Source organism: Streptomyces sp. NPDC001843, assembly GCF_042891955.1.
GTDB lineage: Bacteria > Actinomycetota > Actinomycetes > Streptomycetales > Streptomycetaceae > Streptomyces.
On the sequence record NZ_JBIATQ010000013.1, the window covers coordinates 261,310 to 272,888 of the forward strand.

The 11,579-nt window shown below is 70.8% G+C and carries 9 protein-coding genes; 8 read left to right on the forward strand and 1 reads right to left on the reverse strand.

The features are described from left to right. Nucleotides 1–2: 2 nt before the first annotated feature. The 4 genes from ACFYZQ_RS30335 (at nucleotide 3) to ACFYZQ_RS30350 (ending at nucleotide 4,182) form a co-directional block, all read left to right on the forward strand. Entirely contained in the window at nucleotides 3–710 is a 708-nt protein-coding gene (locus tag ACFYZQ_RS30335) for a response regulator transcription factor (protein WP_389154462.1), read from the forward strand. Further along, a complete protein-coding gene (locus tag ACFYZQ_RS30340) occupies nucleotides 707–2,143 on the forward strand; it encodes a sensor histidine kinase (protein ID WP_389154465.1) in 1,437 nt (478 codons plus the stop codon). The genes ACFYZQ_RS30335 and ACFYZQ_RS30340 overlap by 4 nt, the downstream gene beginning before the upstream one ends. A 107-nt stretch (nucleotides 2,144–2,250) precedes the next feature. Beyond that, complete coding sequence (locus ACFYZQ_RS30345) at nucleotides 2,251–3,702, forward strand: cellulose binding domain-containing protein (RefSeq protein ID WP_389154467.1); 1,452 nt, start codon at nucleotides 2,251–2,253, stop codon at nucleotides 3,700–3,702. Between the two features lie 69 nt (nucleotides 3,703–3,771). Beyond that, nucleotides 3,772–4,182, forward strand: a complete 411-nt coding sequence (locus tag ACFYZQ_RS30350) for a hypothetical protein (RefSeq protein WP_389154470.1) — start codon at nucleotides 3,772–3,774, stop codon at nucleotides 4,180–4,182. A gap of 51 nt (nucleotides 4,183–4,233) precedes the next feature. Here the strand turns inward: ACFYZQ_RS30350 and ACFYZQ_RS30355 are convergent, their stop codons facing one another. Beyond that, nucleotides 4,234–5,658: a GH1 family beta-glucosidase gene (locus ACFYZQ_RS30355; protein ID WP_389154473.1), complete on the reverse strand. Its 1,425-nt coding sequence runs from the start codon at nucleotides 5,656–5,658 to the stop codon at nucleotides 4,234–4,236. A 591-nt stretch (nucleotides 5,659–6,249) separates the two neighbouring features. Here ACFYZQ_RS30355 and ACFYZQ_RS30360 point away from each other — a divergent pair. From ACFYZQ_RS30360 to ACFYZQ_RS30375, 4 genes are all read left to right on the forward strand, one after another. Further along, nucleotides 6,250–7,569, forward strand: a complete 1,320-nt coding sequence (locus ACFYZQ_RS30360; protein ID WP_389154475.1) for an ABC transporter substrate-binding protein — start codon at nucleotides 6,250–6,252, stop codon at nucleotides 7,567–7,569. Nucleotides 7,570–7,956: 387 nt separating this feature from the next. Further along, nucleotides 7,957–8,949: a carbohydrate ABC transporter permease gene (locus ACFYZQ_RS30365; protein ID WP_389154478.1), complete on the forward strand. Its 993-nt coding sequence runs from the start codon at nucleotides 7,957–7,959 to the stop codon at nucleotides 8,947–8,949. A 14-nt stretch (nucleotides 8,950–8,963) separates the two neighbouring features. Then, a complete protein-coding gene (locus ACFYZQ_RS30370) occupies nucleotides 8,964–9,884 on the forward strand; it encodes a carbohydrate ABC transporter permease (RefSeq protein ID WP_389154481.1) in 921 nt (306 codons plus the stop codon). Nucleotides 9,885–10,024: 140 nt separating this feature from the next. Further along, nucleotides 10,025–11,479, forward strand: coding sequence for a GH1 family beta-glucosidase (locus tag ACFYZQ_RS30375; protein ID WP_389154484.1), 1,455 nt, complete (start codon nucleotides 10,025–10,027; stop codon nucleotides 11,477–11,479). Nucleotides 11,480–11,579 lie beyond the last annotated feature (100 nt).

Below are 11,579 nucleotides of genomic sequence, written 5' to 3' on the forward strand. Positions count from 1 at the left end.
GCATGGCAAGTGTGCTCGTGGTCGAGGACGACCAGTTCGTACGCTCGGCGCTGATCCGGCACCTCACCGACGCCTCGCACACCGTACGCAGCGTCGGTACGGCACTGGAGGCGCTGCGCGAGGTCGCCCATTTCCGCTTCGACGTCGTCATCCTGGACCTCGGCCTGCCCGATCTGGACGGGTCCGAGGCGCTGAAGATGCTGCGCGGCATCACGGACGTGCCCGTCATCATCGCCACCGCGCGGGACGACGAGACGGAGATCGTCCGGCTGCTGAACGCCGGTGCGGACGACTACCTGACCAAGCCGTTCTCCGTCGAGCACCTCTCCGCGCGGATCGCCGCCGTGCTGAGGCGCTCGCGGGCCTCCGCCGGGGAGGCCCCTCCGTCGAGTGTCCTGCGCGTCGGCGGTCTGACCGTCGATCCGCTGCGCCGCCAAGCCGAGTTGGACGGGGCCCGCCTCGACCTCACCCGCCGCGAGTTCGACCTGCTCGCCTTCCTGGCGGGCCGCCCCGGGGTCGTCGTCCCGCGCCGGGAACTGCTCGCCGAGGTGTGGCAGCAGTCGTACGGCGACGACCAGACCATCGACGTCCACCTGTCCTGGCTGCGACGCAAGTTGGGGGAGACGGCGGCCCGGCCGCGCTATCTGCACACCCTGCGCGGCGTCGGCGTGAAACTCGAACCACCCGGGGAAGCGGAGCCGGTGCGATGAGATGGGCACTGGTGAGGGTCTGCCTCGCGGTCACCGCCATGGTCGTGGTCGCCTTCGCGGTCCCCCTCGGACTGGTCGTGAAGGAGATGGCCCGCGACCGCGCCTTCTCCAATGCCGAGCGGGTGGCGGCCGCGATCGCGCCCGCGCTGTCCATCACCACCGACCGCGACAAACTCGAGCGCGTGGTGGCCTCGGCGGGCTCGGACACCGACTTGGCGGTGCACATACCGGCCGCCGCTGCGGGCGGATCCGGCGGCGACGGCCGGGCGGCCGTCGACATCGGCCGGCAGCGCGCGGCCGACCGGGACATCGCGACCGTACGGAAGCTGGGCCGGGCCTCCACCACCGAGGTGGCGGGCGGCTCCACCCTGCTCCAGCCGGTCGCGCTGAGCTCCGGCGCGATCGCGGTGGTCGAGGTGTACGTCCCCGAGGCCGAGATGAGCAACGGCGTCGGCACGGCCTGGGCGGTGCTGGCCGCCGTCGGCATCGCGCTGATCGTGGGCTCCGTGGCCGTCGCCGACCGGCTCGGCGTACGGATGGTCCGCCCCGCGCGGCGGCTGGTCGAGGGCGCGCACGAACTGGGGGAGGGCAAGCTGGGCGCACGGGTGCCGGAGGAGGGGCCGAACGAACTGCGGCTGGCGGCGGTCGCGTTCAACTCCATGGCCGACCAGGTCGTACAACTCCTGGCGAACGAGCGTGAGCTGGCCGCCGACCTCTCGCACCGCCTGCGCACCCCGCTGACCGTGCTCCGGCTCAACGCGGCCTCGCTCGGTGAGGGGCCCGCCGCCGAGCAGACCCGGGCCGCCGTCGCGCAGCTCGAGCGCGAGGTCGACACCATCATCCGCACCGCTCGCGAGGCCAAGCCCCAGACCGCGGCGGCCGGGCCGGGTGCCGGGTGCGACGCGGCCGAAGTCGTCCGGGAGCGGATGGAGTTCTGGTCCGCGCTCGCCGAGGACGAGGGCCGCAAGTGGCGGGTGGCCGGGGCCGACCGGCCGGTGCGGATACCGGTGGCCCGCGCCGACCTGGCCGCCGCGCTCGACGCCCTGCTCGGCAACGTCTTCAGGCACACCGCCGAGGGCACGGCCTTCGCGGTCGACGTGCACAACGCCGAGGACGCGGTGATCGTCCTGGTCTCCGACGCGGGCCCGGGCATACCCGACCCCGAGGCGGCCATGGCGCGCGGCCGGGGCTCGGGCACCGACGGCTCGACCGGCCTCGGTCTGGACATCGTGCGCCGGCTCGCCGAGTCGACCGGCGGTGACGTACGGATCGGCTCGTCCGTGCTGGGCGGCACGGAGGTCCGCGTCTGGATCCAGTTGGGGGACGGGCGGGAGCCGTTGCGTGGCGGACACGGCCACCGGGGCGGGGCCGTGCGCCGCCGCCGGCCACGGAAATTGGTCTCTACCTTTAACCGCCTCCGATCCCTCCCTTAAGCGCACCCTAAGATCCCCAACCGCCGTCCCTATCAACCCTTTTACCCGGTTCCGCATCGCTAGCGTGCTGCCGCACCTCACCGTGAACAGCAAAGGCAGGCACCCGCATGAGCACGCACCGGCGCAGGATCAGCGGCAGGAACAAGGCGATAGGCGCTCTCGTCGCCGCGGCGGTCGCCGGTGGCGGCGCGGTGCTGCTCACCGGCGTCGCGCAGGCGGCCGGCATCGGCGCCGCGTACACCAGGACCAGCGACTGGTCGACGGGTTACACCGCGCAGTACGTCGTCACGAACAACAGCGGCCGGACGGAGAAGACCTGGTCCCTGGAGTTCGACCTCCCGTCGGGCACCAGGCTCGGCTCGCTGTGGAACGGCGAGTCGAGCGTCAGCGGGCAGCACGTCACGGTGAAGCCCGCGAAGTGGGACACCGACGGCCTTGCGCCGGGCAAGTCCGTCACCGTCGGCTTCGTGGCGAACGGCACCGGAAACCCGACCGGTTGCCGCATCGACGGCACGGCGTGTTCCGCCGACGGCACCGCGACCCCGGAGCCGGGCGGCCGCCCGACACAGTCACCGACGGCGACACCGACCGCGACGCCGACGGCCACCGCTTCCCCGTCTTCCGCTTCCCCCTCTCCCACGAACAGCACCGGCAGCGGAACGACGACTGCCGCCGGCTTCGCGCCCTACGTCGACACCTCCCTCTACCCCGCCTTCGACCTCCTGGCGAGCGCCGACGCCACCGGCGTGAAGAACTACAACCTCGCCTTCGTCACGGACGGCGGCGGCTGCACGCCCAAGTGGGGCGGCGTGACGGACCTGGCGAGCGACGGCGTGGCCGCCCAGATCGGCTCCCTGCGCGCCAAGGGCGGCGACGTCCGCGTCTCCTTCGGCGGAGCGTCCGGCTCCGAACTGGCGACGACCTGCTCCTCGGCGGACGCGCTGGCCGCGGCGTACGGCAAGGCCGTGGACCAGTTCAAGCTCACCAAGGTCGACTTCGACGTCGAGGGCGGCGCCCTGCCCAACACGGCCGCGAACACGCGCCGAGCGCAGGCCATCGCCAAGCTCCAGGCCCAGCACCCGAACCTGGACGTCTCCTTCACCCTCCCGGTGATGCCCGAGGGCCTGACCCAGGACGGCGTCGACCTCCTCTCCGACGCCAAGTCGAACGGCGTGAAGATCAGCACCGTCAACATCATGGCCATGGACTACGGCCCCGCGTACAGCGGCGACATGGGCACCTACGCCGAACAGGCGGCCACGGCCACACAGGCCCAGGTGAAGAGCGTCCTCGGCCTGTCCGACTCCGCCGCCTGGAAAACGGTCGCCGTCACCCCGATGATCGGCGTCAACGACGTCTCCTCCGAGGTCTTCAAGACCGACGACGCCACCCAACTGGTGAACTTCGCCAAGTCCAAGGGCCTCGGCCGGCTGTCGATGTGGTCGGCCACCCGCGACAAGCAGTGCCCGGGCGGCACGAAGCCCACCGCCGACGCCACGTGCAGCTCGATCACCCAGGACCCGTTCGCGTTCTCGAAGGCCTTCGGGAACTTCGGCTGAGGTGCGAAACCCGGGGGCGGGGTGAGCTGGGCGCCGGTTGGGTGGTCGAACTCGGACGGCAGGGACGGCATGGGCCAGAGGCACCTTCACTCCTACGGCTGGGATCCGGGTCTGCCCGCGATACTGGATGCGCTGGCGGCGGCACTGGCCAACACCGGCGGCGAGACCGCGAAGCGCTGGGCGGAATTCACCGAAGTCGGCCTGGGCGACACCCCGGCCCGTGCACTGTGGAGGCAACTGATGGCCACGTACACACCCCGTTTCCCAGGCCGCGGCACCCTCATCGAGGAGACCCTCATCGAGGGCGAGGCCAAGGGGCGCGCCGCTGACGTCCTCCGTATTCTCGACCGGCGGGGCATTGAGGTTCCCGAGGCCGTCCGGGAACGGGTCACGTCCTGCACCGATCTGGAGACCCTGGGCGTCTGGTTCGACCGGGCGCTCACCGCCACCGACACCGAGGAGCTCTTCGCGGGCACGTGACCCGCCCGTCCGGAGCGCGGCACCCCCCTCAAAGTGCCGCGCCCCGGGGTCTCAGGCGGCCGGGGCCGCCGGCGGGAGCGTGCCCGTGCGGGCCGCCTGGGCGTACCAGTGGGCGCTCGACTTCGGGGTGCGGGCGAGGGTGGCGTAGTCGACGTACACCGCGCCGAAGCGCTTGCCGTAGCCGTAGGCCCACTCGAAGTTGTCCATCAGGGACCACAGGTAGTAGCCGCGTACGTCCGCGCCGTCCTCGATGGCCCGGTGGACCGCCGAGAGGTGGCCGTGGAGGTAGGCGATGCGCTCGGGGTCGTGGACGCGGCCGTCGTCGTCGACCTTGTCGTCGTACGCCGCGCCGTTCTCCGTCACGTACAGCGGAAGACCGGGGGCCTCCCGGGTGTAGCGCATGATCAGCTCGTGCAGGCCGGTCGGGTCGATCGTCCAGCCCATCTCCGTGCGGTCGCCGGGGGTCTGGTGGAAGGCCACGTCGTCCGCGCCCGGCCAGGGGGAGTGGTCGCTCGTGCCGTGTCCGTCGGCGCGCGGGCCGCGAAGCTCCGATGCCGCCGACGAGACCAGTGTCGGCGTGTAGTAGTTCAGCCCCAGCGCGTCCAGCGGCTGGTTGGCGGTGGTCAGGTCGCCGTCCTGGACGTGGGACCAGTCGGTGAGCGACGACGTCGCCTCCAGCAGGGTCTCCGGGTAGGCGCCGTGCAGCATCGGGCCGTGGAAGACGCCGTTGGCCAGGTCGTCGATGCGGCGGCCGGCCGCCAGGTCCGCCGGGTCCTGGGAGAGCGGGCGGACGACCGAGGAGTTGAGGCTCACCGCGACCGCGTTGCGGGCCGGCATCACCGAGCGCAGGGCGGAGGCGCCCAGGCCGTGCGCCAGGTTCAGGTGGTGGGCCGCGCGCAATGCCGCCCCCGGTTCCGTGCGGCCGGGGGCGTGCACTCCCGAGCCGTACCCGAGGAAGGCGCTGCACCACGGCTCGTTGAGTGTGATCCACTGCTCCACCCGGTCGCCGAGCGCCTCGCCGACGATCTGTGCGTACTCGGCGAAGCGGTACGCGGTGTCCCGCTCCGGCCAGCCGCCGGCGTCCTCCAGCTCCTGCGGCAGGTCCCAGTGGTAGAGGGTGATCGCCGGCTTGATGCCGTGCGCGAGCAGCTCGTCCACCAGGTGGCGGTAGAAGTCCAGGCCCACCTGGACGGCGGGGCCCCGGCCCGTGGGCTGCACCCGCGACCAGGAGACGGAGAACCGGTACGCCTTCAGGCCCAGCTCCGCCATCAGCGCGACGTCCTCGCGGTAGCGGTGGTAGTGGTCGACGGCGATGTCACCGGTGTCGCCGCCGTGCGTCTTGCCCGGCGTATGGCTGAAGGTGTCCCAGATCGAGGGCGTGCGGCCGTCCTCCCGTACCGCCCCCTCGATCTGGTACGCGGAGGTCGCGGCGCCCCAGAGGAAGCCGGGAGGGAAAGTCACGGACGTCTCGGGCATGGAAGCGCTCCCATGAGTCGGGGGCCCCATTATGCATGGGAGCGCTCCCATGGCAAAAGGTGGGTGGGTCCCGCGACGACTGTCCGGTCCAACTCACCGTTCACCTCTCGGCGTTCGGCGGTTGGAGGCTTCCATTCCGGTCCGGAAATCCGCGGCATGGCCCCGACAGGCCGATCGGGCACCCCGCGGCGGCGGTCGCCATGAGGCTGAGCTGCGGAAACGCGGCGACGGAACCGGGTGACGCCCGCCCCGAGACCCCCGGCGGTGCGACACATTCCCGTGACGTACGGAACACGCTTGCGCAACAACGCCGATTTCAAGTCTTGACACCTGGCCCGGCAGGAACGAGTCTTCCGGCAAGCCGCGTGGGAGCGGTCCCACGGTCAACCGGGGGGTGCCTCCCGTGTGGACCGCACCACCAACGGCCCTTCCCTCTGTCTCGCATCGCACACCGTTGACCAGCAGTTTCCTCACCGCACGCCGAGTGCTGCGGGCTGGCCGCCGCCCGAACCGAGAGGGCAGGTCGGGGCTGCCGAAATCCGGCGGTCCGATTCCTGAGATCCCGTTCCCACTGGAACAAGGAGTAGTGGAATGCGCATCACCCGTACCGGCGGCGGTCGCGGCCGCAGAGCAGCGGCCCTGACCACCTCGGTCCTGACGGCCTCTGCCCTGCTGCTGACCGGCTGCAGCGACGACAGCGACTCGGACGCCTCGGACTCCAACGGGAACATCACTCTCACGGTGGCCGACTTCGGCCAGTTCGGTTACAAGGAAGCCGGACTGTTCGCCCAGTACCACAAGCTGCACCCGAAGATCACGGTGAAGGAAGACACCACCACCAACGAGCAGGACTACTACCCGAAGCTCCTTCAGCAGCTGAACACGGGCAGCGGCCTGGCGGACGTCACCGGCATCGAAGTCGGCCGCATCAAGGAGGTCGTCGACACCCAGGCGGCGAAGTACACCGACCTGAGCAAGACGATCAACGTGAGCGACTGGGTCTCCTGGAAGGAGAAGCAGGCGACCGCCAAGGACGGCACGGTCATCGGCGCCGGCACCGACATCGGCCCGATGTCGCTGTGCTACCGCAGGGACCTCTTCCAGAAGGCGGGCCTGCCGACCGACCGCGAAGCCGTCGCCAAGGCGGTCAAGGGCGGCTGGGAGGACTACCTCAAGCTCGGTGAGCAGTACAAGAAGAAGGCTCCCTCCGGCACCTACTTCATGGACTCCGCGAGCGCAATGTACAACGCGGTCGTCAGCTCCTCCCCGAAGCAGTACTACGACGCCGACGGCAAGCCGATCTACAAGGACAGCCCCGCCGTGCAGCAGGGCTGGAACCTGGCCGCCGAGGCCGCGTCGAAGAAGCTGACCCAGGGCCTGCCCGAGTTCACCGACCCCTGGACTGCCGCGCTGCGCAAGGGCAGCGTCGCCACCGTGGTGTGCCCCGCCTGGATGGCCGGTCAGATCTCCGTCAACTCCGGTGACGCCTACAAGGGCAAGTGGGACATCGCCCGTGCGCCCGGTACGACCGCGGCCGCCTGGGGTGGCTCGTTCCTGGCCGTGCCCAAGAGCGGCAAGCACGTCAAGGAAGCCACCGACCTGGTCAAGTGGCTGACCGCCCCCGAGCAGCAGGCCGCCGTGTTCAAGGCGATCGGTGTCTTCCCGTCCAACAAGGGCGCCTACGAGCTTCCCGGTGTGAAGGACGCGAAGCTCCCCTACTTCAACAACGCCCCGATCGGGCAGATCTACGCCGAGGAGGCCGCGGCCATCCCCGAGGCGGTGCTCGGTGCGAAGGACGCCACGATCAAGGACACCATCTCCACGCAGATCAACAACATGGAGAAGCGGGGCACCAAGCCCGCTGACGCGTGGAAGGCGGCGACCGACACGATCGACAAGGTGATCGGCTGACACCCGCGGTGCGGGCGGCCTCACGGCTGCCCGCACCGCACTGCGGCGTGCGGGTCCGTGCGGGACCTCTCGGCCGAGGTGCCGGGGGCCGTCCGTGCGAGGCCTCTCGCCAAGGCGCGCGGGAGCCGCGCGGGACCCGCGCGGCTCCCGGCCAAGGCGCGGGAGCCCTTCGCACGAGCCCGGTCGTCGAACGCCGGCCGGCTTCGCGGCGTCCGGGAGCAACTCACCGGTCGCCGCACCACCGCGTCCCCGAGGCCGGGGGCCGGGCGCGCTCCGCGGACCGCTCGTCACCGTTCCGATCCGGGCCGGCCGGCCGGGTGCCCGGCCCGCCCGAACCCGCCGCCTGCTCCCCACCCGGCCTGAGATCCCCAGGGAAGGACTTCCCCCGTGGCAACGACAACTCCCACACGGGGCGCCCACACCCCGCCACCCGGCGGCTCCGGCGCCGTGTCGGACCGACGCAGCCGGTGGCGTACCCGGCTGTGGCGGTTCGACGACATCGCGTCCCCGTACGCGTACATCGCTCCTTTCTTCCTCGTCTTCGGCGCCTTCGGGCTCTACCCGATGCTCTACACCGGCTGGATCGCCCTGCACCGGGTGGAGATGACGAGTCTCAACCAGTCCGAGTGGGTCGGGTTCGACAACTTCACCAAGATCCTCCAGGACTCGGAGTTCTGGACGGCCGTCACGAACACCTTCGTGATCGGCGTCATCTCGACTGTCCCGCAACTGCTCGTGGCCCTGGGCCTGGCCCACCTGCTCAACTACAAGCTGCGCGCCAGCACGTTCTGGCGGACCGTCATCCTCACCCCGTACGCCACCTCCGTGGCGACCGCCGCCCTGGTCTTCGCCCTGGTCTTCCGGGCCGACGGAGGCATCCTCAACTGGGTGCTGCACTTCTTCGGCGCCGGTAACACCGACTGGGGCGACGGGGAGTGGACCTCCAAGATCGCCATCTCGGTCATCATCATCTGGCGCTGGACCGGCTACAACGCACTGATCTACCTGGCGGCCATGCAGGCCGTGCCGACCGACCTGTACGAAGCGGCCTCGATCGACGGTGCGACGCGCTGGCAGCAGTTCCGCAAGGTGACCATTCCCTCGCTGCGGCCGACGATCCTGTTCACCATCGTCATCTCGACCATCGGCTCCATGCAGCTGTTCGGTGAGCCGCTGCTGCTGCAGGGCGGCACGCTCGGCTCCATCGGCGGCAGCGAGCACCAGTACGAGACCCTCAGCATCTACCTCTTCAACTACGGCTGGAAGCTGCAACATCTCGGCCCGGCCGCCGCCGTGGCCTGGGCCATGCTCGTCCTGCTGCTGCTCATCGCCCTGATCAACTGGATCGTCGGCCGGTTCGTGCGCAAGAGCGCGGCCTGACGGGAGCGACATCGATGACCACGACCAGCCCCACCAAGACCGCGCCGGACCTCGCCCCGGCACCGCCGACCGCCTCCGGGCCGAAGAAGGGCAGCCGTTTCAAGCTCGGCGCCGGCCAGCAGCTCAGGGGCGGCCCGTTCACCTACGTCGCCCTGATCGTCGTCGGCCTGGGCTCGATCTTCCCGCTGTACTGGACGCTGGTGGCCGCCTCGCACGACCAGCAGCGGGTCCTGGACAGCCCACCGCCGCTCATCCCGGGCGGCCGGCTGTTCAGCAACCTCCAGGCGGCCTGGGATCAGGCCCATCTGGGGAAGGCCATCGTCAACAGCGTCATCGTGGCCGGCTGCATCACCGCGGCCACCCTGTTCTTCTGCACCCTCGCCGGCTACGCCTTCGCCAAGATGCGCTTCCGCGGCCGCGGCGCCCTGATGACCGCGGTCATCGCCACGCTGACGATTCCGCCGCAGCTCAGCGTCGTCCCGCTGTTCATGATGATGGCGGACATCGGGTGGGGCGGAAAACTGGAGTCGGTGATCTTCCCGACGCTGGTCGGTGCCTTCGGTGTCTTCTTCATGCGCCAGTACCTGCTGGAGGCCCTGCCCTACGAGCTCATCGAGGCCGCCAAGGTGGACGGGGCGAACAACATCCGCATCGTGTGGAACGTGGTCCTGCCCGCGGCCCGGCCCGCGATGATGGTGCTCGGCATGCTCACCTTCGTGCAGGCGTGGAACGACTTCTTCTGGCCCTTCCTCGCACTGAACCAGGAGAACCCCACCCTCCAGGTGGCCCTCGGCCAGCTCAGCGCCTCCTACACCCCCGACCAGAGCATCGTCATGGCCGGAGCGCTGATCAGCACCCTGCCGCTGCTCCTGGTCTTCGTGATCTTCGGCAAGCAGATCGTCGGAGGGATCATGGCGGGCGCCGTCAAGGGCTGAGGCCCAACGGGCTGACGCCGGGCCGGCGCCCGCGGGCGCCGCTCACCCCACCGCGGCCGGGTCACTGTCCGCCCCCTTCTCCACCGCGGCCGGGTCACTGTCCGACTTTTTCCCCACCCCACTTCGGGAGCTCTCTCACCATGACCGCCGTACGAACCGAGACCACCGCCCAGTCGGCCTCAGACACGTCCTTTCCGCCGGGCTTCGTCTGGGGGGCCGCCACCGCGGCGTACCAGGTGGAGGGTGCCGCCACCGAGGACGGCCGCACCCCGTCCATCTGGGACACCTTCAGCCACACCCCCGGCAAGGTCCTCAACGGCGACACCGGTGACATCGCTGCCGACCACTACCACCGGTACCGCGACGACGTGGCGCTGATGAAGGACCTCGGCCTCAAGGCCTACCGGTTCTCCGTCTCCTGGTCCCGGGTGCAGCCCACCGGCCGGGGGCCCGCCGTCGAGCGGGGCCTGGACTTCTACCGGCGCCTCACCGACGAACTCCTGGAAGCGGGCATCACGCCGGTCGCCACCCTTTACCACTGGGACCTGCCCCAGGAACTGGAGGACGCGGGCGGCTGGCCGCACCGGGACACCGCGCACCGCTTCGCCGACTACGCCGAGATCATGGGCCGTGCCCTGGGCGACCGCGTCGGGGTGTGGACCACCCTCAACGAGCCCTGGTGCTCGGCCTTCCTGGGCTACGGCTCCGGCGTGCACGCCCCGGGGCGCACCGACCCCGCCGCCACCCTGCGCGCCGCGCACCACCTCAACCTGGCCCACGGGCAGGCGATCGGGGCGCTGCGGCCGCTCCTGCCGTCAACCGCACAGATCTCCCTCACCCTCAACCTGCACCAGGTGCGCCCGCTCACCGACAGCGCCCGGGACGCCGAGGCCGCACGCCGGATCGACGCGGTCGGCAACCGGATCTTCACCGGCCCCGTCCTGGACGGCGCCTACCCGGAGGACCTGCTCGCCGACACCGCGCACATCGTCGACTGGGCGGAGCTGGTGCACGACGGCGACCTGGCCGAGATCTCCCGTCCCATCGACATGCTGGGCGTCAACTACTACTCGCCGACCGTCGTCTCCGCGCCCGTCGACGGTGTCGGCACCACCAGGAACGACGGCCACGGGGCGAGCGAGCACTCCCCGTGGACCGGCTCCGACGACGTCGCCTTCCACCTGGCCAACGACGAGGTCACGGCGATGAACTGGGCCATCGACGCCGGCGGGCTGCACACCCTGCTCACCGGCCTGGCGGCCTCGCACCCGGAGCTGCCGCTGATGGTCACCGAGAACGGCGCCGCCTTCGACGACTACATCTCGCCCGAGGGCCGGGTGAACGACCCGCGGCGGATCGCCTACCTGCACTCGCACCTGGACGCCGTCCGACGGGCCGTCGCCGACGGAGCGGACGTGCGCGGCTACTTCCTGTGGTCCCTGCTGGACAACTTCGAGTGGGGTTACGGCTACTCGAAGCGCTTCGGCGCCGTCTACGTCGACTACTCCACCCAGCGCCGCATCCCCAAGGCGAGCGCCCACTGGTACGCCGAGGTGATCCGGAGGAACGCGCTGCCGGCCGGTGAGCAGGGCTGAGGCACCGACCCGGACCGAGGGGGCGCCGCCGTCGCACCGGCCGCGTCCCCTCGGCGGGTTCTCCGGCACCGGGGGAGAAGGCCCGGTCGGGCGAGGGACG

What these genes read in the sequence shown, in the direction of transcription:
- ACFYZQ_RS30335 (WP_389154462.1), top strand. Translation starts at nt 3, where the DNA reads ATGGCAAGTGTGCTCGTGGTCGAGGACGACCAGTTCGTACGCTCGGCG.
- ACFYZQ_RS30340 (WP_389154465.1), top strand. Translation starts at nt 707, where the DNA reads ATGAGATGGGCACTGGTGAGGGTCTGCCTCGCGGTCACCGCCATGGTC.
- ACFYZQ_RS30345 (WP_389154467.1), top strand. Translation starts at nt 2,251, where the DNA reads ATGAGCACGCACCGGCGCAGGATCAGCGGCAGGAACAAGGCGATAGGC.
- ACFYZQ_RS30350 (WP_389154470.1), top strand. Translation starts at nt 3,772, where the DNA reads ATGGGCCAGAGGCACCTTCACTCCTACGGCTGGGATCCGGGTCTGCCC.
- ACFYZQ_RS30355 (WP_389154473.1), bottom strand. Translation starts at nt 5,658, where the DNA reads ATGCCCGAGACGTCCGTGACTTTCCCTCCCGGCTTCCTCTGGGGCGCC.
- ACFYZQ_RS30360 (WP_389154475.1), top strand. Translation starts at nt 6,250, where the DNA reads ATGCGCATCACCCGTACCGGCGGCGGTCGCGGCCGCAGAGCAGCGGCC.
- ACFYZQ_RS30370 (WP_389154481.1), top strand. Translation starts at nt 8,964, where the DNA reads ATGACCACGACCAGCCCCACCAAGACCGCGCCGGACCTCGCCCCGGCA.
- ACFYZQ_RS30375 (WP_389154484.1), top strand. Translation starts at nt 10,025, where the DNA reads ATGACCGCCGTACGAACCGAGACCACCGCCCAGTCGGCCTCAGACACG.